The sequence below is a fragment of the Paramagnetospirillum sp. genome (assembly GCF_058402745.1).
Window position 1 is genome coordinate 62,456 of record NZ_JBZVFI010000002.1, and the last position, 24,260, is coordinate 86,715.

The following is a 24,260-nucleotide window of genomic DNA, read 5'->3' on the forward strand; positions in this document are numbered from 1 at the left end:
GCCGGAGGGACAATGCGGGGATGGATACCATTCGCATCACCGATGTGGGCGACACCGCCTTCAACGTGGAATTCGGCGATTCCGTCGATCCGGCCGTCAGCGCCAGGGTCACCGGCCTGCGCCATGCCATCGCCGAGGCCAGCCGGGCGGGGGGAATGGCGGGGCTGGTGGAGACGGTTCCCACCTTCCGCTCGCTCCTGGTGCAGTATGATCCCCTGCTGACCTCCCGCGCCGTGCTGGAGGCCGAGATTCGGGCCATGGCGGCGGCGGGCGGGACGGTGTCCGCTTCCTCCGGGCGCCTTTGGGACATTCCCGTCTGCTACGATGCCGATCTGGGGGAAGATCTGGGGGAGATCGCGGCGTCGGGGGGCCTGACGCGCGACGAGGCCATCGGCCTGCACACCGGAGCCGAGTTCTTCGTCTACATGCTGGGGTTCATGCCCGGCTTCGCCTATATGGGCGGCCTGCCCCAGCCGTTGCGCCTGCCCCGCCGGGCGTCGCCCCGTCTCAAGGTGCCGCCGGGCTCGGTGGCGGTGGCCGATGGCCTGTGCGCGGTCTATCCCTGGGAAAGCCCCGGCGGCTGGCATCTGATCGGGCGGACGCCGCTCAGGATGTTCGACCTGGGCCGCGATCCGCCCAGCTTGCTGGCCGCCGGCGACCGGGTGCGGTTCCGCGCCATCGGCCGCCAGGCGTTCGAGACCTTGCGCGAAGGGGAGGCGTCCCGTGGCTGAGGGGCTCGAAATTGTTCATCCCGGCCTGCATACCACCGTGCAGGACCTGGGGCGCTTCGGCCATCAGGACCAGGGCGTGCCCCCCGCCGGCGCGCTCGATCCCGTCGGCCTGCGTCTCGCCAATGCCCTGGTGGGCAATTCCGCCGGGGAGGGGGGGCTGGAGATCAGCTATATGGGACCGGTGATTCGCGTTCAGGTGGATTCTGTGCGGATCGGCGTGGCGGGCGAGCTCCGGCTGGTCATCGCCGAGAACGGCATACCCAGGCCGGTGGCCTCCAACCGCTCCCATCGCCTCAGGCGTGGCGACGTGCTGACCGTGGGCGCGGTGAGCGGTTCGTCGACCGCCTATCTGGCGGTGGAGGGCGGCTTCGCCCTGGCGCCGGTGATGGGCAGCCTGTCCACCTATGTGCGGGCGGGCCTGGGGCCGCTGGGCGGCAGGCCGCTCTCCGCCGGGACCATGTTGCCGCTCCGCCGGGGTGAGTGCGCCCGGCGGGACGAGAGGGCCATTCTCCGTCCCATGGACTATGGAAGCGGTCCCATCCGGGTGGTTCTCGGTCCCCAGGCCGAGGCCTTCACCCATGAGGCCGTCGCCACCTTGCTGGAATCCGAGTACCGCGTCACCCGCGAGGCCGACCGCATGGGGCTGCGGCTCGACGGCCCCAGGCTCTGCCATCGCGACCGGGCCGACATCGCCTCGGACGGGCTGGTGGGCGGCTGTATCCAGGTTCCCGGCAGCGGCCATCCCATCATCGTGCTGGCCGACCGCCAGACGGTGGGCGGCTATGCCAAGATCGCCACGGTGATCTCGGCCGATCTGCCGCGCCTGGGCCGCGCGGTGCCGGGAACCGTTCTCACCTTCACCGCCATCCCGGTGGCGGAGGCCGAGGAGGCGCGGCGCGATCTCGAACGGCGTGTGGGGCGGACGGTGGCGGGAATGGCGGATCTGGCCGCCGTGGGCGTCGATCTCGAGGCCCTCTATGGTTCCGACCTGGTCTCGGGCATAGTGGACGCGGTCAGCGGATTGGGAAGGTAGCGGCCATGACGCTCCGCGTGGATTTGAACTCCGATCTGGGCGAGGCCTTCGGCGCCTGGACCAAGGGCGACGATCGGGCGATGCTGGGCATCGTCACCTCGGCCAGCATCGCCTGCGGCTTCCATGCCGGCGATCCCATGGTGATGACCCGCACGGTCCGTGCCGCCCTGGCCGCCGGCACCGGGATCGGCGCCCATCCCGGCTATGCCGACCTGCAAGGCTTCGGCCGCCGCCCCATGGCATTGTCGGTCGCCGAGATCGAGGCTTTGCTCGCCTATCAGATCGGTGCCCTGAAGGGGATCGCCGCAGCCTGCGGGGCGGTGGTCGCCCACGTCAAGCCGCATGGGGCGCTCAGCAATCTGGCCTCGGTCGAGCGCGACGCGGCCCTGGCGGTGGCGCGCGGCGTTTCGGCCGTCGATGCCGGATTGATCCTGCTGGCGCCATCGGGATCGGCCATGGCCGCCGCCGGGCGGGAGTTGGGATTGCGCGTGGCGGAGGAGGTGTTCGCCGACCGCAATTACGGCGACGACGGCCATCTGCTGCCGCGCTCCCATCCCCAGGCCATGGTGAAGGATCCCGCCGAGGCCGCCGCCAACGTATTGCGCATGGTGCGGCATGGGTGCCTGCGTTCGGTGACGGGCCGGGAGATCGCCTGCCGCCCCCTTTCGGTCTGCGTCCATGGCGATGACGCCGGCGCCGTGGAACTGGCGCGGCGGCTGCGCGACGGCCTGGCCGCCGCCGGAGTGGAGATGCTCCCCCTGGCCGCCCTGGTCTGAAACCGTCCGACCGTCGAAAAGACCCGCTTGTTTCCTCCCTCCCCCTCGTGGGGAGGGGAGTCTCTAGAGCGGCGTGCGTTTAATCTGAAACATACCCGGCTTCCCTGAGGTAGTTCCAGCATTCGTCTGGGGTGTAGAGATCGCAGATATTGCCGACGGCCTTCCAGAGGTCGTCGATGGTGCGCGCGCCGATCCGTCGGAGATGAGCCTTGAGTTTGGCAAAGGCCATCTCGATTGGGTTTAGGTCTGGGCTGTATGGGGGTAGGAACAGGAACCAGGCGCCTCTCTCCTTGAGGATGGCCTTGGCCTTCTCGCTTTTATGGCTGGAGAGGTTGTCGAGGATGACGACGTCGCCCGGCTGGAGCGTCGGGGCCAGTTGGGTCTCGACGTAGACCTCGAAGGTTTGTCGGTTCATGGGGCCGTTTATGATCCAGGGTGCCGTCAGACCGTCACAGCGCAAGGCGGCGATGAAGGTTTGGGTTCCCCAGTGGCCGAATGGCGCGCGGGCCTTGAACCGTTGCCCTCGCGGTGCCCGTCCCCGCAACCGGGTCATCTTGGTGGTGGTGGCGGTCTCGTCGATGAACGCCAGCCGGTGAGGCTCCTGGCACATCCGGGGCTGGCGGTGGCTCAGCCAGGTCCGGCGCTCCGCCACCACATCATCGCGACCGGCTTCGGTGGCCAGCAGCGTTTTTTTTGACGCTGAAGCCTTGCCCGATCAGAAACCGCGAGAGTGACGCCGGGTGGGCCGTGACGCCGCATTCGGCCTTCAGCTTGGCCGCCAGTTCCGGCATCGTGATGTCGCCTTGCGCCTCCACCCAGCCGGTCAGAAGAGCGGCAAAGGCCGCCAGCTTACCACCGCCCGGCGGACGGCCTTGCCGCAAGGGCTCCAACGAACCCGTCGCCGCCATCCGTTGTGCAAGACAGACGCTGGTCGCGGCGCTCACTCCAAAATGCCGAGCCGCCGCTCGCCGCGATTCGCCGTGTTCGATCTTACCGTAAACACGGACCCGAAGATCTGATGATAGCCATTTGCCCATGATCCACCTCCAATGAGGTTGAATCACTTTTTCGCCTACAAGGGAATCCCCTGCGATTCAGATTTCAGGTCCGATGCTCTAGGTCTGGGCTGTATGGGGGTAGGAACAGGAACCAGGCGCCTCTCTCCTTGAGGATGGCCTTGGCCTTCTCGCTTTTATGGCTGGAGAGGTTGTCGAGGATGACGACGTCGCCCGGCTGGAGCGTCGGGGCCAGTTGGGTCTCGACGTAGACCTCGAAGGTTTGTCGGTTCATGGGGCCGTTTATGATCCAGGGTGCCGTCAGACCGTCACAGCGCAAGGCGGCGATGAAGGTTTGGGTTCCCCAGTGGCCGAATGGCGCGCGGGCCTTGAACCGTTGCCCTCGCGGTGCCCGTCCCCGCAACCGGGTCATCTTGGTGGTGGTGGCGGTCTCGTCGATGAACGCCAGCCGGTGAGGCTCCTGGCACATCCGGGGCTGGCGGTGGCTCAGCCAGGTCCGGCGCTCCGCCACCACATCATCGCGACCGGCTTCGGTGGCCAGCAGCGTTTTTTTTGACGCTGAAGCCTTGCCCGATCAGAAACCGCGAGAGTGACGCCGGGTGGGCCGTGACGCCGCATTCGGCCTTCAGCTTGGCCGCCAGTTCCGGCATCGTGATGTCGCCTTGCGCCTCCACCCAGCCGGTCAGAAGAGCGGCAAAGGCCGCCAGCTTACCACCGCCCGGCGGACGGCCTTGCCGCAAGGGCTCCAACGAACCCGTCGCCGCCATCCGTTGTGCAAGACGGACGCTGGTCGCGGCGCTCACTCCAAAATGCCGAGCCGCCGCTCGCCGCGATTCGCCGTGTTCGATCTTACCGTAAACACGGACCCGAAGATCTGATGATAGCCATTTGCCCATGATCCACCTCCAATGAGGTTGAATCACTTTTTCGCCTACAAGGGAATCCCCTGCGATTCAGATTTCAGGTCCGATGCTCTATCAAGCGCCGGACGGTCTGAAACCCATCCCGGCCGTGATGGGGCCGATTCCATGAGAAGAGGGCCACCGGCCTTGCGGCGGGTGGCCCTCGTTCATCGGTCTCTGCCGGTTATTCCTCGACCGGGGTGCCGTCCAGGTCGCCGGGGCCGCCGGCCAGGGCCTCGGAGATGAGGCCGGCGTTCTGGCGGATGGTTCCCTCGATCTCGGCGGCCATGGCGGGATTGTCGCGCAGGAACTGCTTGGCGTTCTCGCGGCCCTGGCCGATGCGGGTAGAGTTGTAGGAGAACCACGCCCCCGACTTCTCCACCACGTTGGCCTTGACGCCGAGATCGATGAGCTCGCCCATCTTGGAGATGCCCTCGCCGTACATGATGTCGAAATCCACCACCTTGAACGGCGGCGCCAGCTTGTTCTTGACCACCTTGACGCGGGTCTGGTTGCCCACCACCTCGTCGCGGTCCTTGATGGCGCCGACCCGACGGATCTCCATGCGCACCGAGGCGTAGAACTTGAGCGCGTTGCCGCCGGTGGTGGTCTCCGGATTGCCGAACATGACGCCGATCTTCATGCGGATCTGATTGATGAAGATGACGATGGTCTTGGACTTGGACACCGAGCCGGTCAGCTTGCGCAGCGCCTGGCTCATCAGGCGGGCATGCAGGCCCATGTGGTTGTCGCCCATCTCGCCTTCCAGCTCGGCGCGCGGCACCAGGGCGGCCACCGAATCCACCACCAGCACGTCGATGGCGCCCGAACGGACCAGGGTGTCGGCGATCTCCAGCGCCTGCTCGCCGGCATCGGGCTGGCTGATCAGCAGTTCGTCCAGGTTGACGCCCAGCTTGCGGGCGTAGACGGGGTCGAGCGCATGCTCGGCATCGACGAAGGCGCAGGTTCCGCCCTTCTTCTGGGCCTCGGCGATGACGTGCAGCGCCAGCGTGGTCTTGCCCGAGCTTTCCGGCCCATAGACCTCGATGATGCGGCCACGGGGCAGGCCGCCGATGCCGAGAGCCACGTCCAGGCCCAGCGATCCGGTGGAGATCACCTCGGTCTCGACCACCTGATCCTTCTGGCCCATCTTCATGATGGAGCCCTTGCCGAACGCCCGCTCGATCTGGCTGACGGCGGCTTCCAAAGCCTTCTGTCTATCCATGGTATCCTTGTCCACGAGACGCAACGCAGCCTGAGACATGGCCGTTCCCCTTCATCTATCCCGAACCGGGCGGTTCCGCAATGAGGATTACGGTACACGAACGAGAAGAGAACGCAAGGGGAATTGTTCCCTTTTGTTCTTTTTCAGTTCCGAGCGCTTCCCGTGCCGCCGGGACGTCCGGGGCCATTGAAAAAGACCCCCCCGGTTATGCACAGGGGGGGGGGGGGGGGGGGGGGGGGGTAAAGTCAAACAGGGTGAGCTACTCCCCAGAAATCGGACACTGACGGAAGCTACGATCTGATGTTTGCTGATCCCCAACGAGGAGGAGATCATCTGCACGCCTTCGAGATCAAGAGCGACGCCGACAAGCTCGACCGACTTCCTGACCAGATCCGGCGCATGATGCGCTATTTCGACAACGTCGGAGTGGTGTGCGGCGATCGCCACTTGGACAAGGTCGGCGCGGTTGTCGACGCGGTCGGCGAAGGCCGCGTCGGCGTCTACCGGGTGGCTCCGGACGGTACCGTCCGGCAGAAGCGGCCAAGCCGGATCGTAGCGATCAAGGAGCCCTCGGCGCTTTCGTCGTTCCTGGTCAGGGAGGATATCGAGGCGGCGTTCGAGCGCGGCCGCGTGCCCTTCCAGAAGGATGAATACGCCTATATCCTCCGCCAGAGGGTCGCGGAAATCCGCCCGTCCATACTGCGCTCGGTGGCCATGGCTTCCCTGAAGATGCGCTTTCGAGCGCGCGGCGAGAGGCTGGTCGCGGCGCTAGGCGACTGACTCAGCTGTCGTCCGGCAGTTCGTCCTCGTCGTCGTCGGGCTGAGGCACCCCCAACAACGCGGACGCGCGATCGAGTTGACGGTAGAGGTGAATGTTCATCTTCACCGCCAACCATTTTGCGGCATTGCCCATATTGGCGATGTTGCCTTTGGCTGCTGCGTCGATGCGATCTGAACCCCACAAATCGGGGATGTTCGCCCATCCCGCCTTTTTGAGCTCAACAGCGCACGGGATGTACTCCTTCAGCGCCCCCACGTTCTGCCCGCGGCACTGAATCCATTCCCGGTCCATGGGGCCGACTATGCGGGGATACCCCATGCCGCCACCCTTTTGCGGGCGCACCGGCATGCCCACGTAGTCGCCGTACTGCGCGACGGCGAACCCGCCGACCGCGTCGAAGACGTCCGCCTCCTCGATGTCCAGCCGTGTGACGCCTGCGGGCGGGGTCTCGAACGGAAAACTGGTCCCGAGGCAGACGAGAGAAAGGGCCGGCCAATCAAAGGGTAAGGCCGCGACGACCCGACTGCGTGCTATCTCAAAGACCTGCGCCGCCCGGGCGACGCGCCCGCGCACGTCACCGAGATCCACGATGAGGAGAACGTGCGCGACATTGGGAACCGCCGTTAGCGCGGCGAGGACGTGCTCCATCTCAGTGTCGGAAGAGGTTGTCGAGGATGACGACGTCGCCCGGCTGGAGCGTCGGGGCCAGTTGGGTCTCGACGTAGACCTCGAAGGTTTGTCGGTTCATGGGGCCGTTTATGATCCAGGGTGCCGTCAGACCGTCACAGCGCAAGGCGGCGATGAAGGTTTGGGTTCCCCAGTGGCCGAATGGCGCGCGGGCCTTGAACCGTTGCCCTCGCGGTGCCCGTCCCCGCAACCGGGTCATCTTGGTGGTGGTGGCGGTCTCGTCGATGAACGCCAGCCGGTGAGGCTCCTGGCACATCCGGGGCTGGCGGTGGCTCAGCCAGGTCCGGCGCTCCGCCACCACATCATCGCGACCGGCTTCGGTGGCCAGCAGCGTTTTTTTTGACGCTGAAGCCTTGCCCGATCAGAAACCGCGAGAGTGACGCCGGGTGGGCCGTGACGCCGCATTCGGCCTTCAGCTTGGCCGCCAGTTCCGGCATCGTGATGTCGCCTTGCGCCTCCACCCAGCCGGTCAGAAGAGCGGCAAAGGCCGCCAGCTTACCACCGCCCGGCGGACGGCCTTGCCGCAAGGGCTCCAACGAACCCGTCGCCGCCATCCGTTGTGCAAGACGGACGCTGGTCGCGGCGCTCACTCCAAAATGCCGAGCCGCCGCTCGCCGCGATTCGCCGTGTTCGATCTTACCGTAAACACGGACCCGAAGATCTGATGATAGCCATTTGCCCATGATCCACCTCCAATGAGGTTGAATCACTTTTTCGCCTACAAGGGAATCCCCTGCGATTCAGATTTCAGGTCCGATGCTCTAGCTCATGAGCTAGGCCACTATCTGCTTCATCGCCGTCCGCTGAGTACTGCCGACTTCATCGGCGGAACCGCAAATAATGATGTGGGTGAGCGGACCTTCGCCTGTAACCCACTCGACCGTCACCTCTGGCAGAAGTCCAAGGAGGAAGTTGAGGGCGAAGCTGATACTTTCGCCTCTTACCTGCTGATGCCCATCGACGATTACCGCCAGCAGATCAGCGGCCAGGAGATGAGTTTTGATCTGCTCCGTCACGTAGCTAGGCGATACGGTGTATCTCTAACCGCTGTCGTACGCAAATGGATCGAATTCACCCCTCAGAGGGCCGCCATGGTATTGGGGCGTGATGGATTTGCCCTCTGGGGCTGGTCAAGCGATTCAGCCTATAAGAGCGGCATTTTCATCAACTCGGGGATGGAGCTTCCCGAACTATCCATCGCCGCCCGCGGCCCCACCGCCCAGAACGGTGAAGCCAATCATCCTATCGCTCTGCCCGAAAACGTGTGGGTCTTCGCTCGTACCAGTGAGCCTGTGCGGGAGTTGACGATCTTCGCTAGTCGATTGGGACAAACTTTGTCCATTTTGCTCTTCGACGAAGTGCCGGAACGTGACTACGTGGCAGAGCCACGAGGATGGGACACCTTCGACCAGTTCCGCTGGCGCCGCTAAATAGGACAGCAGGTTTCATTCCGGCCCTCCCAAAGGGGAGGCGAGCGCAGGCCCAGTCTTTGCATTTTACGCGTCAAAAATTAGCGCGTTATGGGTCGCGTTTGCGGGTTATGGGTCACCCGACAAACCCCCTACACGTCCAGGTTCGAGACCTTCAGCGCGTTGGTCTGGATGAAGTCGCGGCGGGGTTCGACCACGTCGCCCATCAGGGTGGAGAACACCTGCTCGGCGTCGTCGGCCTGGGCCACCTTGACCTGGAGGAGCGAGCGCACCTGGGGATCCAGGGTGGTTTCCCACAGCTGTTCCGGGTTCATCTCGCCCAGGCCCTTGTAGCGCTGGATGGCGATGCCCCTGCGGCCCTGCTCCATCACGGCGGTGACCAGGGCGACGGGACCGGCCAGGGCGGCTTCGCGCTCCTTGACCATCAGGGTGGCGGCCTGGTCGAAGGTCTCGCGCAGGCGGGGCGCCAGGTCGTGCAGGCGCCGGGCCTCGGCCGACCGGATCACCGCCGAATCCAGGTGATGGGTCTCGGTGACGCCGCGCAGCGTGCGGGCGAAGGAATAGCCGTCGCCTTCCACCCAGGTGCCGGTCCAGCCGCGTTCCAGTTCGGATTCCAGGGCGTCGAGACGCCGGGCCAGGGTCTCGGCCATGGCCGGGCCGCGGATTGCGTCGGTGAGCAGGGCGGAATCCAGGGCATCGGCGATGGCCGCCTGTTCCACCAGCCGGAGCGGCACCCGCCGGGTCAGCGGGTTGAGCAGGTTCCGCACGGCGCGGGATTGCTCGACCAGGGCGCGCAGGTCGGCGGCGGCCACCTGGGTGCCGTCGGCCAGGCGCAGCACCGCGTCGGACAGGCCGCCATCGATCAGGTATTCCTCCAGCGCCCGGTCGTCCTTGAGGTAGACCTCGGATTGCCCGCGCTTGGCGCGGTAGAGCGGCGGCTGGGCGATGTAGAGGTAGCCGCGCTCGATCAGCTCGGGCATCTGGCGATAGAAGAAGGTGAGCAGCAGGGTACGGATGTGGGAGCCGTCCACGTCCGCGTCGGTCATGATGATGATCTTGTGGTAGCGCGCCTTGTCGACGTTGAAGTCCTCGCGCCCGATGCCGGTGCCCATGGCGGCGATCAGGGTGCCGATCTCGGCCGAGGACAGCATCTTGTCGAAGCGGGCGCGCTCGACGTTGAGGATCTTGCCCTTGAGCGGCAAAATGGCCTGGTTGGCGCGGTTGCGGCCCTGCTTGGCCGAGCCGCCGGCCGAATCGCCCTCGACGATGAACAGTTCGGACAGCGCCGGGTCGCGTTCCTGGCAATCGGCCAGCTTGCCCGGCAGGGTGGCGATGTCGAGCACGCCCTTCCTGCGGGTCAGCTCGCGGGCCTTCCTCGCCGCCTCGCGGGCGGCGGCGGCCTCGACCACCTTGGTGACCACCTTGCGGGCCTCGGCCGGGTGTTCCTCGAACCACTCGGCCAGCTTTTCCCCCACCAGATTCTCCACCAGGGGGCGGACCTCGGAGGAGACCAGCTTCTCCTTGGCCTGGGACGAGAACTTGGGGTCGGGCATCTTCACCGACAGCACGCAGGTCAGCCCTTCCCGCATGTCGTCGCCCGACAGGTTGACCTTTTCCTTCTTGGCGATGCCGGATTCGTTGGCATAGGCGTTGATGGTGCGGGTCAGCGCGGCGCGGAAGCCGGCCAGATGGGTGCCGCCGTCCTTCTGCGGCACGTTGTTGGTGAAGCACAGGCAGGTCTCGTGGTAGCTGTCGGTCCATTCCATGGACAGTTCCAGCCGCACCACGTCGCGCTCGGCGGCCACCAGGATGGGGGCGTGCAGCGCTTCCTTGGAGCGGTCCAGCCACTGGACGAAGGCCTGGACGCCGCCCTCGTAATGCAGCAGCGCCTCGCGGGTCTCGGCGTGGCGCTCGTCCTTGATGGTCAGGGTGGCCCGCCAGTTGAGGAAGGCCAGCTCGCGCAGGCGGTGCTCCACCGTGTCGAAATCGAATTCGGTGTGGGAGAAGGTGCCCTTGGAGGGCAGGAACACCACCTCGGTACCGGTGCGGTCGCCGCACGCGCCCACCACGGCCAGCGGCGCCTCGGGCTCGCCGTGGCGGAAGCGCATGAAATGCTCCTTGCCGTGGCGCCAGATGCGCAGCTCCAGCCACTCGGACAGGGCGTTGACCACCGAGATGCCGACCCCGTGCAGGCCCGACGAGATACGGTTGGAGTTCTGCTCGAACTTGCCGCCGGCGTGCAGCTTGGTCAGCGCCACCTCGGCCGCCGAGATGCCTTCCTCGGGGTGGATGTCCACCGGAATGCCGCGGCCGTTGTCGGTGACCCGCACCGAGCCGTCGGCGTTCAGCACCACGTCGCAACGGTCGCCGAAGCCGTTCATGATCTCGTCCACGGCGTTGTCCACCGCCTCGTAGATCATGCGGTGCAGGCCCGACCCGTCGTCGGTGTCGCCGATATACATGCCGGGACGCTTGCGCACCGCCTCCAGACCTCGCAGCACCTGGATCGAGCCGGCGCCGTATTCCTCGGCTCCGTTCGCGCTGGCGTGGGGATCGTTGGGGATCATGGGTTCGGTGCTCATCACATCTCAACCTTATCTGGGGTCACGGTGGCGTCCGTCACCCGGAAAAACTGGGCCCTCTCGCCGAAGCCCGCGAACAGCGCCGCGTCGGTTCCGGTCATCCAGCTCTGGGCCCGAAGGGCGCAAAGCTCGTCGTACAGGGCGGCGCGCCGGACCTCGTCCAGATGGGCCGCCACCTCGTCCAGCAGCAGCAGCGGCGCCCGGCCGCCGGCCTGATCCTGGACCCGGCCCTGGGCCAGGACGATGGACACCAGGACCGCCTTCTGCTCGCCGGTGGAGCATTGCCCCGCCGGCAGATTCTTGGGCACGTGGCGCACCAGAAGGTCCGAACGGTGCGGCCCCATGGTGGCGGCCCCGGCCGCCTCGTCGCGCGCGCGCGCGAGTCGCAGCGCGCTCCTGAACCTGTCCTCGGCCTCGTCGGGAGAGGTTCCCCCGGCCAGCCAACCCTCGATCTCGCCCTCAACCGCCAGCCCGGCGGCGGGGAACGGCCCCAACCCGGCGCGGCAGGCCGCATCCAGGCGGAAGATGGTCTCGACCCGGGCCAGGGCGATCCGGGCGCCATGGCGGGCCATACCCTCCTCCAGCGCGGCGATCCAGGCCGGATCGGGCCTAGTCCCCCCGTCACGGGCGGCCCGCAGCAGGCGGGTACGCTCGCGCATGGCGTGCTCGTAGGCCCCCGATTCAGCCCCATGACCGGCGACCAGCCCGAACACCAGACGGTCGAGGAAGCGCCGCCGTCCGCTCGCCCCCTCGATGAACAGACGGTCCATGGCCGGGGTCAGCCACAGCGCCGAAACCAGTCCGGCCAGATCGCCGGGCTTGGCCGGCTTGCCGTCGATGCGTACCGAGCGGCGTTCATGCCCGGCCTCGCGGCCCGTTCCGATCTCCACCCGTCCCGCCGGCCCGTCCAGGGAGGCCGCCACCGCCCAAGGTGAGCCCGGCGGCAATCCGTGGCGAGTGATGTCCGCCGCCCCGGCGCGGCGCAGGCCGCGGCCCGGAACCAGGAAGGACAGGGCCTCGAGGATGTTGGTCTTGCCGGCGCCGTTGGGCCCCGTCAGCACCACCGGGCGACTATCCGTCTCAAGGCGCAGCGTCCGATAACAGCGGAAATCACTGAGCGACAGACGGCGGATGGCCGGCCGCTCCAATTCCGCGCAGGTCACCGGATCGCCGATCACACCCTCATGGGCATCAGCACGTAGATGGCGCCGCCATCGGTCACTTCGCGCACCACGGTGGGCGAGGCGGCATCGGCCATGGCGAAACGGGCGGTCTCGCCCTCCACCTGGGCCAGGATGTCCATCAGGTAGCGCGAGTTGAAGCCGATCTCCAGCGGCGTCGAGGTGTAGTCGGCCTCGATCTCCTCCACCGCGCTGCCGTTCTCGGCGCTGGACGCCGACAGGGTGGCGCTGCCCTTTTCCAGCGCCAGCTTGATGGCGCGGCTCTTCTCGGTGGAAATGGCCGAGACGCGGTCGACGGCCTGGGCGAAGCTCTTGCAGTCGACCACCAGCACCTTGTCGTTGTCGGCGGGAATCACCCGTTCGTAATCGGGGAAGGTGCCGTCGATCAGCTTCGAGGTCAGCACCGCGTCGCCGAAGGCGAATTTCAGCTTGGTCTCGGACAGCGACACGGTGATCTCGCCGTCGGTCTCGTCGATCAGCTTGCGGATCTCGGCCACCGTCTTCCTGGGCACGATGATGCCGGGCATGCCGGCGGCGCCGTCGGGCAGGGTGATCTCCACCCGGGCCAGGCGATGGCCGTCGGTAGCCACGGCGCGCAGCACATCGACGCCCTCCGCCTTGGCGGCATGCAGGTAGATGCCGTTCAGGTAGTAGCGGGTTTCTTCGGTCGAGATGGCGAAGCGGGTGCGGTCGATCAGGGTCTTCAGCTCGGCCGCCGAGAGCGAGAAGCTGAACGGCAGCTCGCCGCCCGACAGGACCGGGAAGTCCTCCACCGGCAGGCAGGCCAGCGAGAACTTGGAACGGCCCGAGCGCAGCGTCAGCTGGCCGTTCTCGGCATCATGCTCGATTTCCACCTGGCTGCCATCGGGCAGCTTGCGCACGATCTCGTAGAAGGTGTGGGCCGGGGCGGTGGTGGCGCCGGGACGCACCACATCGGCGGGCACCGATTCGATGATGTCGAGATCCATGTCGGTGGCGTTCAGCGACAAGAGGCCGGCACGGCCCTCGAGCTTGACGTTGGACAGGATCGGAATGGTGGTCCGGCGTTCGACGACGCTCTGGACGTGGGCCAGCGACTTCAACAGCGCGGCGCGCTCGATGGTCAGTTTCATGGCGTTCTGCTGACTACCCATATGATTCGTTACTGCCCCCCTGAGGCAGGGCTGGGCAGTATATCACAGGCGCCGGAGTCCAAAAGCGATTTCGGGCAACGGGAAGAGCGGCTGGAGCACCTGTCGCATGGCACCGGGGGCGACTGCGCCAAATGCGGCCGGGACGGCCGCGCTCCAAGGGAAAATGCGGTGTGTTCGGAGCGCGGGCATCCTGCCCGCCCTGGCGGTGACGTCCGGAGAATTTCCTATCCCTGCAGCATGCGGCGCAGCAGTTCCACGTCCTCCGCGAAGTTCTGGTCCACTTCCTTCAGCTCCTCGACCTTCTTCACCGCGTGCATGACGGTGGTGTGGTCGCGGCCGCCGAACTTGCGGCCGATCTCGGGGAGGGACCGGCTGGTCAGCTGCTTGGCCAGGTACATGGCGATCTGGCGAGGCCGCGCCACCTGGCGCGAGCGCCGGGCCGAGGACATTTCCGCCAGCTTGATGGTGAAGTGCTCGGCCACCTTCTTCTGGATCTCCTCGATGGTGATCCGGCGGTCCGAGGCGCGCAGCAGGTCGTGCAGCACCTCCTGGGTGGTCTCCAGCGTGATGGCGCGTCCCACCAGCTGGGAATGGGCCACCACGCGGTTGAGCGCGCCCTCCAGCTCGCGGACGTTGGAGATGATCTTGTGGGCCAGGAATTCCATGACCTTCTGGGGGACGATCACCCCCATCTGCTCGGCCTTGGACTGCAGGATGCCGAGGCGCAGCTCGTAGGTGGTGGCGTGGATGTCGGCCACCAGGCCGCAGGCCATGCGGGACCGCAGGCGCTCCTCGATGCCTTCCAGGTCCGACGGAGACTTGTCGGCCGAGATGACGATCTGGCTGCCCTGGTCCACCAGGGCGTTGAAGGTGTGGAAGAACTCTTCCTGGGTGGCGTCCTTGCCGGCGATGAACTGGACGTCGTCGATCATCAGCACGTCGACGGAACGGAACTGCTCCTTGAACGACATGGTGTCCTGGCCACGCAGGGCCCGGATGAAGCGGTACATGAACTTCTCGGCCGAGAGGTACAGCACGCTGCGCTCGGGGCTGCGCTCGCGGATATGGTGGGCGATGGCGTGCATCAGGTGGGTCTTGCCCAGGCCGACGCCACCATAGAGGAACAGCGGGTTGAACGAGACCTGGTCGGCTTCGGCCACCCGGCGGGCGGCGGCCCAGGCGAATTCGTTGGGCTTGCCCACCACGAAGTTCTTGAAGGTGAAGCGGGTGTCCAGCGGCGCGCCCAGTTCGTCGGCATCGGCGGTCGGGGCGGCGGCGGGGGCGCAGGGAATGGCGGGACGCGGGCGTTCGGCGACGGGCGCCGCCACGGCCGGCGACGCCGTCTCGGCCTGCGCGGGCTTGGCGGCCGGGGGGGCCGCGGCCCGGGCGGCCTCGACGACGATCTCCACGTTGCGGATGGCCGGGTTCTCGGCCCCCCACAGGGTGCGGATACGCTCGGCGTAATGGGTGTTGACCCAGTCGCGCATGAAACGGGTGGGAAGGGCCAGCCGGACGGCGTCGTCGCTCATGCCGTGCAGGGTGATGGGGCGCAGCCAGGAGCGGTAGGCGGCGTCGCCCACCTCGTCCTTCAGCCTGACCTTCACGCGATCCCACTCAGATTTTACCATTGCCGTCCCCGAATCCTTTGCCCACCGTCCCGCGGCATCGTGAAACCTTGCCCACGACACCGTCCCTCTTTCCTTCCTTGGCGGCAGCATGCGCCGGGCTCCCCTCCCAGCGGGGATGGTGCCCCGCACGCATGTGGCTTTTGCCATCCCTGACCTCGGCCGCGCCGAGTCATACTCTGGTGCCGCCGGCCTGTAAATATCTCCAGCCATCCATATTACAAAAAGTCATCAACGGGCTGTGATCCGCTTCACATAGTCTTGTGAAGCAGAGAATAAATAAAAAAGGCAAAATTCTATTGATTTCGCGGCGCCGCATTATTGCGACCAGCGAGGTTCGCGACTCTACCGAGACCACCCGAGACTCGCAACGTGATCGGAACGCGAACATGGAAAATTTTTTGCTTGCAATTCCGGACTCGTGGATTCGTCTGGAATTGCCAAAACGACAAAGGCCGCGCCCAGGGCGCGGCCTTTAAAATCGCAGGGAAATCAGACCGTTGGCATTAGGCCAGCGGCTTCATCTCCTTGACGCGGGCGACAAGGCGGGAAACCTTGCGCGACGCGGTGTTCTTGTGCAGCACGCCGGCCTGGGCACCCTTCATCAGTTCGGGCTGGGCCTCCTTGAGGGCGGCCTGGGCAGCGGCGGAATCGCCACCGGCGATGGCGAGCTCGACCTTCTTGACGAAGGTGCGGATACGGCTCACGCGGGCGCGGTTGACCTCGGTACGACGCTCGGTCTGGCGGATGCGCTTCTTAGCCGACTTATGATGGGCCATGGATCAGAACCTTGGAACACGGTTGCAAATTCGAAGGCGCGTTTATATGTCCGCGCCGAAAGGTCGTCAAGCGTTGAATCGGAGCCCGGCGGAATCACCGGGCTCCGTCCCCGCAATCCGCCCTGTTTCACCTTGGAAACAGGGCTAGGCGCAAGGCGCCGCGCGGCTTATGCCGCGGGAGGCAAGGGCCGCGACGCGGCCCGCCCGCCGCCTGAGGGGCAGATCAGCGATTCTTGAAAGCGGCCGGGCGCTTCTCGACGAAAGCGGCCATGCCTTCCTTCTGGTCCTCGGTGGAGAAGGTGGAATGGAACAGCCGGCGCTCGAAGGTGACGCCCTGGGCCAGGGTGGTCTCGAAGGCGGCGTTGACCGATTCCTTGCACAGCATGACGATGGGGCGCGACAGGGAGGCGATCTTGGAAGCGGCCTTGACCGCCTCGTCCACCAGGTCGGCCACCGGCACGATGCGGCTGACCAGGCCGGCGCGCTCGGCCTCGGCGGCGTCCATCATGCGGCCGGTGAGACACATCTCCATGGCCTTGGACTTGCCCACGGCGCGGGTCAGGCGCTGGGTGCCGCCGGCGCCGGGGATGGTGCCGATGGTGATCTCGGGCTGGCCGAACTTGGCGTTGTCGCCGGCGATGATGAAGTCGCACATCATGGCCATCTCGCAGCCGCCGCCGAGCGCGAAGCCGGCCACCGCCGCCACGATGGGCTTGCGGCACTTGGTGACCCGCTCCCAGCCGTCGGTGATGAAGTTGGACAGGTAGACGTCCATGTAGCCCTTGGACGCCATCTCCTTGATGTCGGCGCCGGCGGCGAAGGCCTTGTCCGAGCCGGTCAGCACGATAGCGCCGATGGCGTCGTCGGCCTCGAAGGCGTCCAGCGCCTGGCCCAGCTCGGAGATCAGGGCGGCGCACAGGGCGTTCATGGCCTTGGGACGGTTCAGCGCGATCAGGCCGACATTGCCGCGGGTCTCGACGGTGATGTTCTCGAAAGCCATGGGAATTCCTCTTCGCTTGGGTGTCATTCGGGGGAAATGGTGAAGCGCAGGGTCACCCCGGCGCGGTCCTGGGTGGTTTCCAGCCGCAATACCTCGGTCTCGCGGCGATAGAGCCGGTCGCTTTCCCGCGTCCAGCCCAGTTGGGGCAAGGTGGCGGCATAGAATTTGAGAATGTCGCCCGCCCTGGCGGCGCCGTGGGCATAGGCCTCGACGATGCGGCCCGAGGGGGAATCGAACGAAACCCCCGATCCCGCCACCTCGGTCAGGCCGGGGGCGAGCGGCAGATCCTCGTAGGCGGACAGGAACGCCTCGGCCCGCGCCGATCCGGCGCCCAGCAGGAGGGAAAGCGCGAAAGCGGTAACCAGATGCCGAAAACGAGCCATGGAATCCCTATACCATCACACTTGCCGCTTCGCACAATAGAAAGTGGAGCGCCCCGCCTGGGTTATCCTGAGGATGCCGCCGCATTCGGGCGTGCCGGGGCAGCCGGGGCAGCCCTCGCCCTCGCGGCCGTAGACCTGGAAGGAATGCTGGAAATAGCCCAGTTCGCCGTCGGGCCTTGCGTGGTCCCTGAGGGTGGAGCCGCCCGCGGCGATGGCGTCCCGCAGCACCGCCTTGATCAGCGGCACCAGCCGCCCGATTTCGACCGTGGTCAACGAACCGGCGGGACGCAGGGGCGAGATGCCGGCGCGGAACAGGCTTTCGCACACATAGATGTTGCCGAGACCCGCCACCACCTTCTGGTCCAGCAACACGGTCTTGATGGGGCCGACCTTGCCCGCCAGAGCCCCGGCCAGCAGGGCGGCGTCGAAGGAATCGTCCAGCGGTTCCGGCCCGATACCGGCCAGCAGGGGGTGATCCGCCAGTTCCGCCGTCTCGCACAGGGTGAACAGGCCGAACCGGCGGGGATCGGTCAGAGTCACGCTGATGCCCTGGTCGGTCACCCATTCCACATGGTCGTGGGGGCCGGGCGGCGCGTTGCGCAAGGGGGAAATGGTCATGCGCCCCGACATGCCGAGATGGCCCAGCATGACCAGCCCGCCGTCGAGCCGCACCACCAGATACTTGGCGCGGCGCCCGACGCTTTCCACCCTGCGCCCCGTGAGGCGGCGGGCGAAGTCCTTGGGGAACGGCACCCGCAGGCCGGCGCGCCGCGTCTCCACCGACACGAAACGCCGTCCGTCCCACACTTGGGCCAGGCCTTTGGCGACGGTCTCGACTTCGGGAAGCTCGGGCATGGCGGGGAGTATAATGGAGGCGGCACCCCGTGACAGCGCCCAATTTCCGCGATAAGGTGCCGCACCATGAGCAACAGCCATTCCCACGACGACGGCACCACCCATTTCGGCTTCAAGACCGTGGCCGAGGACGAGAAGGTTTCCCTCGTTCGCGGCGTCTTCGATTCGGTGGCGTCCAAATACGACCTGATGAACGACCTGATGAGCGCCGGCGTCCATCGCCTGTGGAAGTCGGCGTTCCTCGACTGGCTGCGGCCCCGCCCCGACCAGACCCTGCTGGACGTGGGCGGCGGCACCGGCGACATCGCCTTCGGCTGGAAGAAGCGGGGCGGCGGCCCGGTGACCGTGTGCGACATCAACCGCGAGATGCTCTCCGTCGGCCGCGACCGCGCCGTGGACCGCAATCTGCTGGACGGGCTGACCTGGGTGTGCGGCAATGCCGAGGAATTGCCCATACCCGACCGGTCGGTCGACCGCTACACCATCGCCTTCTGCCTGCGCAACGTCACCCATTGGGACCGGGCCATCGCCGAGGCCTATCGGGTGCTGCGTCCCGGCGGGCGCTTCATGTGCCTGGAATTTTCCCGCGTCATCGTGCCGGGCCTGCGCGAGGCCTACGACGCCTATTCCTTCAACGTGCTGCCCAAGGTGGGCGGCATGGTCACCGGCAACGCCGAGGCCTACCAGTATCTGGTGGAGAGCATCCGCAAGTTCCCGCCCCAGGAGGAAATGGCCGCCATGGTCGAGGCCGCCGGCTTCGCCCGCGTCGAAGTGCGCAACCTGTCGGCGGGCATCGCCGCCATCCATTCGGGGTGGCGCCTGTAAATGATCCGGTCGATCCGCAATCTCAACCGCCTGCTGACCATCGGCCGCGTGCTGGCCCGCCATGACGCCCTGTTCCTGCTGGAAGAGGCCCTGCCCCTGGCGCGCTTCGGCTCCAGGCTGCTGCGCGGCGGCCGCTCGCCGGCCAGCACCGGGCGCCCCGGCCAGCGTCTGGCCGCCGCCTTGGCCGAACTGGGCCCCTCCTTCATCAAGCTGGGCCAGGCGCTGTCCACCCGCGCCGACCTGCTGGGCGAGGAGATGGCCGCCGACCTGTCGGGCCTGCAGGACGAGTTGCCGCCCTTTCCGCCGGAAGAGGCGCGGCGCATCGTCGAGGAGGAACTGGGCGGCCCGCTGTCCAATTTCTATTCCAGCTTCGACGACGTGCCGGTGGCGGCGGCGTCCATCGCCCAGGTCCACTTCGCCATCACCCGCCAGGGCCGCGAGGTGGCGGTCAAGGTGCTGCGCCCCGGCGTCGAGGCCAAGTTCCACCGCGACATCGACCTCTTGTACTGGCTGGCCGAATGGGCCGAGCTGGCCCTGCCCCGCATCCGCCGCCTGAAGCCCGTCGAGACGGTCAAGACCTTCGAGGAATCCGTCACGCTGGAGATGGATCTGCGCTTCGAGGCGGCCGCCGCCTCCGAACTGGCCGAGAACTTCCGGGGCGACGACAATTTCAAGGTGCCGGAAGTGGACTGGCTGCGCACCGGCAAGCGGCTGCTGACGCTGGAGCGCGTCTCGGGCATTCCGGTGGACGAGACCGAGCGCCTCAGGGCGGCGGGCATCGATCCGGTGGACGTGCTGTCCAAGGCCGCCGAGGCCATGTTCAAGCAGGTGTTCCGCGACGGCTTCTTCCACGCCGACATGCATCCGGGCAACCTGTTCATCGGCGAGGGCGGCCAGCTCATCGCCATGGATTTCGGCATCATGGGCCGGGTCGACAAACGCACCCGGCGTTTCCTGGGCGAGATGCTGCTGGGCTTTCTGTCGGGCGATTACCGCAAGGTGGCCGAGGTGCATTTCGCCGCCGGCTACGTGCCGGCCGACCAGTCCATGGACACCTTCACCCAGGCCTGCCGCTCCATCGCCGAGCCCATTCTGGGCCGGCCGCTGCACGAGATCTCCATCGCCAAGCTGCTGGGCCAGTTGTTCCAGGTGACCGAGACCTTCGCCATGGAGACCCAGCCCCAGCTGCTGCTGCTGCAAAAGAGCATGCTGGTGGCCGAGGGCGTGGGGCGCATCCTCGATCCCAACATCAACATGTGGCATCTGGCCCAGCCGCTGATCGAAGGCTGGATGCGCGAGAATCTCGGCCCCGAGGCCAAGGTGCGCGAGACGGTCTCCAGCGTGGTCGGCTCGCTCGAACGCCTGCCCCGCCTGATCGCCGAGACCGAGCGGACCTATTCCATGCTGGTCAACCAGGGGCTGAAGCTGCACCCGGAAACGGTCAAGGCCATGTTCCCGGAACAAAGCCGCATGCGTCGCTCCTCACCCGTGGTGGCCTGGGTGATCGCCGCCGCCCTGGCGGTGGCGCTGTATCTGAAGTGACGGGCGCAAGCCTGTCATCGTGAGCCATCGGCGAAGGATCTTTCAGGCAGGCGCGGCCGCCGGATGCTGAAAGATCCTTCACTTCGTTCAGGATGACAGCGGGAGTGGCCTATTCCGCCGCGCCGGCCTTGTTGGAATTGGCGGCCGGCAGGTCGGGGTCGCGCAGCACGTAGCCGCGTCCCCACACCGTCTCGATGTAGGATTCGCCGCCCGTGGCGGTGGCCAGCTTCTTCCTCAGCTTGCAGATGAAGACGTCGATGATCTTCAGCTCGGGCTCGTCGATGCCGCCATAGAGGTGGTTGAGGAACTGCTCCTTGGTCAGCGTCTGGCCCTTGCGCAAGCTGAGCAGTTCCAGGATGCCGTATTCCTTGGCGGTCAGGTGCAGCGGCTCGCCGGTGACGGCGACGGTCCGCGCGTCCAGGTTGACAGACAGCTTGCCGGTGTCGATCACCGACTGGGCATGGCCCTTGGAGCGCCGGACGATGGCCTGGATGCGGGCCACCAGCTCGCCCTTGTCGAACGGCTTGGTCAGGTAATCGTCGGCGCCCGAACCCAGCCCCTTGATCTTCTTGTCCGGCTCGGAAAGGCCCGACAGAATGAGCACGGGCGTCTCGATGCGCGCCGAGCGCAGGCGGCGCAGCACCTCGTAGCCGTCCATGTCGGGCAGCATCAGATCCAGCAGGATGATGTCGTAATCGTAGAGCTTGCCGATCTCGAGCCCATCCTCGCCCAAGGCAGTGGTATCCACCACCATGCCCTCGGCCTTGAGCATGGCTTCGATCGCCCTGGACATCAGCTGGTCGTCTTCGACCACTAGAACGCGCATCGTAAGGTCCCCGGTCCCATCCGTCTCTACGATGTGTTAACCATACGGGGGTATTCTGACGAGTTCAAGGCGGCTGGAAGGGGTACGCGATTGAAATTCCTTGTCCGCAACCTGATCAACGACATCGAGCGGGTTTCCAACATTCAGGTTTACGGCCAGGTGGCGGCCGTTCAGGGCATGCTGCTGGAAGCGGGCGGCGTGCAGCGGACCATTTCGGTGGGCGACCGCTGCAACGTGGTGGCCCGCGACGGCCGCCGGGTGATCTGCGAGGTGGTGGGCTTCCGTCAGGGCCGCGCCCTGCTGATGCCCTATTCTCCCATCGAAGGAATCGGACTTGGCTGCCGCACCGAGGTGCAGGACGCCGAACCGGTGGTCTATCCCGACCGGGGCTGGCTGGGCCGGGTGATCAACGGCTTCGGCGAGCCGGTGGACGGGCTGGGGCCGCTGCCCGGCGGCGACACCGCCTACCCGATCAAGGCCGCCCCGCCCTCGGCCCATTCCCGTTCGCGGGTGGCCGGCAAGATCGACCTGGGCCTGCGCTCGGTCAACGCCTTCCTGACCTGCTGCCGGGGCCAGCGCATGGGCATCTTCGCCGGATCGGGCGTCGGCAAGTCGTCCATCATGTCCATGATGGCGCGCAATACCTCGGCCGACATCGCCGTGCTGGGACTGATCGGCGAGCGCGGCCGCGAGGCCCGCGAATTCATCGAGGACGATCTGGGGCCGGAGGGCATGAAGCGCTCCATCGTGGTGGTCTCCACCTCGGACGAAAGCCCGCTGATGCGGCGTCAGGCCGCCTACATGACGCTGACCGTGGCCGAGTATTTCCGCGACCAGGGCATGGACGTGCTGTGCATGATGGATTCGGTGACCCGCTTCGCCATGGCCCAGCGCGAGATCTCGCTGTCGGCGGGCGAGCCGCCGGCCTCCAAGGGCTATACCCCGACCGTGTTCGCCGAGCTGCCCCGCCTGCTGGAACGGGCCGGACCCGGGGTGGGCAAGGGCTCCATCACCGGCCTGTTCACCGTGCTGGTGGACGGCGACGACCACAACGAGCCCATCGCCGACGCGGTGCGCGGCATCCTGGACGGCCACATCGTGCTGGACCGCTCCATCGCCGAGCGCGGCCGCTACCCGGCCATCAACATCCTGCGCTCGGTCAGCCGAACCATGCCCGGCTGCAACAACCAGCAGGAAAACGATCTGGTGCGCCGGGCCCGCGCCCTGTTGTCCACCTACGAGGACATGGCCGAGCTGATCCGCCTGGGCGCCTATCGTCGCGGCACCGACCCCAAGGTGGACGAGGCCATCCACTATTACCCGGCCCTGGAAGCCTTCCTCGGCCAGCTGAAGACCGAGGCCACCAACCTGCAGACCGCCTACGCCCAGCTGGCCGAGATCCTCGGGATGCCGTTCGACGGCGACGGCATGGGGCGCAAGTGATCCATGGCCGCCAAGGGGCTGAAGACCCTCATCCGCCTCGCCAAGTGGAACGTGGACGAGAAGCAGCGCGTCCTGGTGGCGCTGCAGGGCCGCGAGGACCAGATTCTCGCCGCCATCCAGCAGGCCGAGCAGAGCCTGATCCATGAGCAGCAGGTGGCCTCCGAGGACGCCGCCGGGGTGGGCTTCGCCTATGCCGCCTTCGCCAATGCCTGGCTGGCCCGGCGCGAACAGCTGATGCAGATGCTCGAGCAGGTGCGCCAGGAGATCAACCGGGCGCGTGACGACCTGGCCGAAGCCTTCAACCAGCTGAAAACCTACGAGATCACCCAGAAGGAGCGCGAACGCCGCGCCCAGGCCGAGCTGGACAAGAAGGAACAGGCCTTCCTGGACGAGATCGGACTGAACATCCACCGCAGGCGGGACAAGGACGAGGGGTGATACCGGCCGTCATTTGAACCGACTTGTCATCCTGACGACCGCAGGGAGGAAGGATCTTTCAGCTGCAAGCGGTTGCCGCCATCGCGTGAAAGATCCCTCGCCAAAGCTCGGGATGACAGGAAGAGTCGGTTCTTTTGGCGGACGGTATGATTTATGGGCCGGCGAGGGATGGGGCCGGTGTGCCGGCCTTGTCCCTCGCCGCCCGTGGCAGCTTCGCGCCCCGTATGGGGGGAGGGTGGCGCGAGCTATGCCCTTTTCCCACCCGTCTCCCTGAGATTGAGCGGTGGGGCCCTGGCGGCCCGTCCCGGCGGAGTGGGGGGAGCTGGGACAGGCGTCAGAGTGAGAAATAGAATAATTCAACCGTCAGGACTCGGCAAGACCTTTGCCGCTCCCTGCCGAAGGTTATCGCCGGTTCAGCTGGACGGGGCCGAAGCTACAGCAGCTTGACCACGAAGAAGCCGCCCACCAGGACGATGACGAACACGGTGGTGACCAGCTTCAGGCGACGCTCCACGAAGTCGCGGATGGGCGGGCCGAACTTCCACAGCAGCGCCGCCACCAGGATGAAGCGCATGCCCCGCGCGATGAAGGAGGCGAAGGTGAACTTGGCCAGGTCGAAGTCGAAGGCGCCGGCGGTGATGGTCACCAGCTTGTAGGGAATGGGCGTGGCGCCCTTGACGATGATGAACCACACGCCCCATTCGTCGATGATCGGCTTCAAGGCGTGGAATTTCTCCTGCAGCTTGAAGGCCCCCAGGATGGCCATGCCGATGGAATCCATGGCGAAGGCGCCGATGGCGTAGCCGAGATAGCCGCCCGCCACCGAGGACAGCGTGCAGATCATGGCGATGCGCAGCCACTGGGTGGGCGCGGCGATCACCATGGGAATCAGCATGACGTCGGGCGGGATGGGAAAGAACGAGCTTTCGATGAACGAGATGGCCGCCAGCCACCACACGGCATGCCGGTGGGCCGCCTTGGCCATCATCCAGTCGTAAAGGCTCTTCAGCATCTCGCTCTCTCCTCCGAACAGCGGGCGAGGTGTAGCAGCAGAGGCCGGTCGGGGC

The 24,260-nt window shown here is 66.4% G+C and carries 26 protein-coding genes; 9 read left to right on the plus strand and 17 right to left on the minus strand.

The genetic code is table 11. The features are described 5' to 3' along the window. The first annotated feature begins 20 nt into the window (after nt 1-20). From pxpB to ACV4UZ_RS00350, 3 genes are read left to right on the plus strand one after another with little or no spacing between them, the layout of a single operon-like run. Complete coding sequence (gene pxpB / locus ACV4UZ_RS00340; RefSeq protein WP_491598972.1) at nt 21-731, plus strand: 5-oxoprolinase subunit PxpB; 711 nt, start codon at nt 21-23, stop codon at nt 729-731. After that, a complete protein-coding gene (locus ACV4UZ_RS00345) occupies nt 724-1,764 on the plus strand; it encodes a 5-oxoprolinase subunit C family protein (RefSeq protein ID WP_491598973.1) in 1,041 nt (346 codons plus the stop codon). Before pxpB ends, ACV4UZ_RS00345 begins: the two co-directional genes overlap by 8 nt. 5 nt (nt 1,765-1,769) lie before the next feature. Further along, on the plus strand, nt 1,770-2,540 hold the full coding sequence (locus ACV4UZ_RS00350) for a LamB/YcsF family protein (RefSeq protein ID WP_491598974.1): 771 nt from the start codon (nt 1,770-1,772) through the stop codon (nt 2,538-2,540). Nucleotides 2,541-2,619: 79 nt separating this feature from the next. Here the strand turns inward: ACV4UZ_RS00350 and ACV4UZ_RS00355 are convergent. The 4 genes from ACV4UZ_RS00355 to recA all read right to left on the minus strand — a co-directional run bounded on the left by ACV4UZ_RS00355 (nt 2,620) and on the right by recA (nt 5,722). Beyond that, nucleotides 2,620-3,577 (minus strand): IS630 family transposase gene (locus ACV4UZ_RS00355; RefSeq protein WP_491598975.1). Its coding sequence is split into 2 segments (ribosomal slippage): nt 2,620-3,247 and nt 3,246-3,577, totalling 960 coding nucleotides; the frame shifts between segments, so codons are not numbered across the junction. A gap of 64 nt (nt 3,578-3,641) precedes the next feature. Further along, a complete protein-coding gene (locus ACV4UZ_RS00360) occupies nt 3,642-4,067 on the minus strand; it encodes an IS630 family transposase (RefSeq protein ID WP_491598976.1) in 426 nt (141 codons plus the stop codon). Nucleotides 4,068-4,071: 4 nt separating this feature from the next. After that, nucleotides 4,072-4,452 (minus strand): transposase, encoded by a 381-nt coding sequence (locus tag ACV4UZ_RS00365; RefSeq protein WP_491598977.1) that lies wholly within the window; start codon nt 4,450-4,452, stop codon nt 4,072-4,074. A gap of 190 nt (nt 4,453-4,642) precedes the next feature. Then, the gene (recA, locus tag ACV4UZ_RS00370; RefSeq protein WP_491598978.1) at nt 4,643-5,722 is read right to left on the minus strand and encodes a recombinase RecA; all 1,080 of its coding nucleotides are present in this window, start codon (nt 5,720-5,722) and stop codon (nt 4,643-4,645) included. Between the two features lie 261 nt (nt 5,723-5,983). Here recA and ACV4UZ_RS00375 point away from each other — a divergent pair, with 261 nt between their 5' ends. Then, nucleotides 5,984-6,463, plus strand: a complete 480-nt coding sequence (locus ACV4UZ_RS00375) for a sce7726 family protein (RefSeq protein WP_491598979.1) — start codon at nt 5,984-5,986, stop codon at nt 6,461-6,463. A 1-nt stretch (nt 6,464) separates the two neighbouring features. Here ACV4UZ_RS00375 and ACV4UZ_RS00380 read toward each other — a convergent pair whose 3' ends face one another. The 3 genes from ACV4UZ_RS00380 to ACV4UZ_RS00390 are packed head-to-tail and all read right to left on the minus strand — an operon-like array spanning nt 6,465 to nt 7,834. Beyond that, a complete protein-coding gene (locus tag ACV4UZ_RS00380; RefSeq protein WP_491598980.1) occupies nt 6,465-7,112 on the minus strand; it encodes a beta family protein in 648 nt (215 codons plus the stop codon). A gap of 1 nt (nt 7,113) precedes the next feature. After that, the gene (locus ACV4UZ_RS00385; RefSeq protein ID WP_491598981.1) at nt 7,114-7,449 is read right to left on the minus strand and encodes a transposase; all 336 of its coding nucleotides are present in this window, start codon (nt 7,447-7,449) and stop codon (nt 7,114-7,116) included. 4 nt (nt 7,450-7,453) lie between these two features. Beyond that, nucleotides 7,454-7,834, minus strand: coding sequence for a transposase (locus tag ACV4UZ_RS00390; protein ID WP_491598977.1), 381 nt, complete (start codon nt 7,832-7,834; stop codon nt 7,454-7,456). A 12-nt stretch (nt 7,835-7,846) separates the two neighbouring features. Between ACV4UZ_RS00390 and ACV4UZ_RS00395 the strand changes: the two genes are divergently transcribed. After that, complete coding sequence (locus ACV4UZ_RS00395; protein ID WP_491598982.1) at nt 7,847-8,581, plus strand: ImmA/IrrE family metallo-endopeptidase; 735 nt, start codon at nt 7,847-7,849, stop codon at nt 8,579-8,581. A 131-nt stretch (nt 8,582-8,712) separates the two neighbouring features. On the opposite strand, the gene gyrB is transcribed toward ACV4UZ_RS00395, so the two are convergent. The 8 genes from gyrB to mutM all read right to left on the minus strand — a co-directional run bounded on the left by gyrB (nt 8,713) and on the right by mutM (nt 18,119). Next, nucleotides 8,713-11,163, minus strand: coding sequence for a DNA topoisomerase (ATP-hydrolyzing) subunit B (gene gyrB / locus ACV4UZ_RS00400; RefSeq protein ID WP_491598983.1), 2,451 nt, complete (start codon nt 11,161-11,163; stop codon nt 8,713-8,715). Then, the gene (gene recF / locus ACV4UZ_RS00405; protein WP_491598984.1) at nt 11,163-12,341 is read right to left on the minus strand and encodes a DNA replication/repair protein RecF; all 1,179 of its coding nucleotides are present in this window, start codon (nt 12,339-12,341) and stop codon (nt 11,163-11,165) included. The genes gyrB and recF overlap by 1 nt, the downstream gene beginning before the upstream one ends. Continuing rightward, nucleotides 12,338-13,456, minus strand: a complete 1,119-nt coding sequence (gene dnaN, locus ACV4UZ_RS00410; protein WP_491598985.1) for a DNA polymerase III subunit beta — start codon at nt 13,454-13,456, stop codon at nt 12,338-12,340. The genes recF and dnaN overlap by 4 nt, the downstream gene beginning before the upstream one ends. 245 nt (nt 13,457-13,701) lie before the next feature. Beyond that, nucleotides 13,702-15,105 (minus strand): chromosomal replication initiator protein DnaA, encoded by a 1,404-nt coding sequence (dnaA, locus tag ACV4UZ_RS00415; RefSeq protein WP_491598986.1) that lies wholly within the window; start codon nt 15,103-15,105, stop codon nt 13,702-13,704. Between the two features lie 503 nt (nt 15,106-15,608). After that, on the minus strand, nt 15,609-15,881 hold the full coding sequence (gene rpsT / locus ACV4UZ_RS00420) for a 30S ribosomal protein S20 (protein WP_068437307.1): 273 nt from the start codon (nt 15,879-15,881) through the stop codon (nt 15,609-15,611). A gap of 223 nt (nt 15,882-16,104) precedes the next feature. Further along, nucleotides 16,105-16,881, minus strand: coding sequence for an enoyl-CoA hydratase (locus ACV4UZ_RS00425; protein WP_491598987.1), 777 nt, complete (start codon nt 16,879-16,881; stop codon nt 16,105-16,107). Nucleotides 16,882-16,904: 23 nt separating this feature from the next. Beyond that, nucleotides 16,905-17,264, minus strand: coding sequence for a hypothetical protein (locus ACV4UZ_RS00430; RefSeq protein WP_491598988.1), 360 nt, complete (start codon nt 17,262-17,264; stop codon nt 16,905-16,907). 15 nt (nt 17,265-17,279) lie between these two features. Then, the gene (gene mutM, locus ACV4UZ_RS00435; RefSeq protein ID WP_491598989.1) at nt 17,280-18,119 is read right to left on the minus strand and encodes a bifunctional DNA-formamidopyrimidine glycosylase/DNA-(apurinic or apyrimidinic site) lyase; all 840 of its coding nucleotides are present in this window, start codon (nt 18,117-18,119) and stop codon (nt 17,280-17,282) included. A gap of 66 nt (nt 18,120-18,185) precedes the next feature. Here mutM and ubiE point away from each other — a divergent pair, with 66 nt between their 5' ends. Both ubiE and ubiB read left to right on the plus strand, forming a co-directional pair. Next, nucleotides 18,186-18,944 carry a bifunctional demethylmenaquinone methyltransferase/2-methoxy-6-polyprenyl-1,4-benzoquinol methylase UbiE gene (gene ubiE, locus ACV4UZ_RS00440; RefSeq protein ID WP_491598990.1) on the plus strand — a complete coding sequence of 253 codons (759 nt, stop codon included), beginning with the start codon at nt 18,186-18,188 and terminating at the stop codon, nt 18,942-18,944. After that, complete coding sequence (gene ubiB, locus ACV4UZ_RS00445; RefSeq protein ID WP_491598991.1) at nt 18,945-20,486, plus strand: 2-polyprenylphenol 6-hydroxylase; 1,542 nt, start codon at nt 18,945-18,947, stop codon at nt 20,484-20,486. Between the two features lie 109 nt (nt 20,487-20,595). Here ubiB and ctrA read toward each other — a convergent pair whose 3' ends face one another. Next, nucleotides 20,596-21,312, minus strand: a complete 717-nt coding sequence (ctrA, locus tag ACV4UZ_RS00450) for a response regulator transcription factor CtrA (RefSeq protein ID WP_085372201.1) — start codon at nt 21,310-21,312, stop codon at nt 20,596-20,598. A 90-nt stretch (nt 21,313-21,402) separates the two neighbouring features. On the opposite strand from ctrA, the gene fliI reads away from it, so the two are divergent. Together fliI and ACV4UZ_RS00460 are read left to right on the plus strand one after the other, a co-directional pair. Beyond that, entirely contained in the window at nt 21,403-22,755 is a 1,353-nt protein-coding gene (gene fliI / locus ACV4UZ_RS00455; protein ID WP_491598992.1) for a flagellar protein export ATPase FliI, read from the plus strand. A 3-nt stretch (nt 22,756-22,758) separates the two neighbouring features. Next, nucleotides 22,759-23,193, plus strand: coding sequence for a flagellar export protein FliJ (locus ACV4UZ_RS00460; protein WP_491598993.1), 435 nt, complete (start codon nt 22,759-22,761; stop codon nt 23,191-23,193). Between the two features lie 433 nt (nt 23,194-23,626). Here the strand turns inward: ACV4UZ_RS00460 and ACV4UZ_RS00465 are convergent, their stop codons facing one another. Beyond that, nucleotides 23,627-24,205, minus strand: coding sequence for a YqaA family protein (locus tag ACV4UZ_RS00465; RefSeq protein WP_491598994.1), 579 nt, complete (start codon nt 24,203-24,205; stop codon nt 23,627-23,629). Between the last annotated feature and the right edge of the window lie 55 nt (nt 24,206-24,260).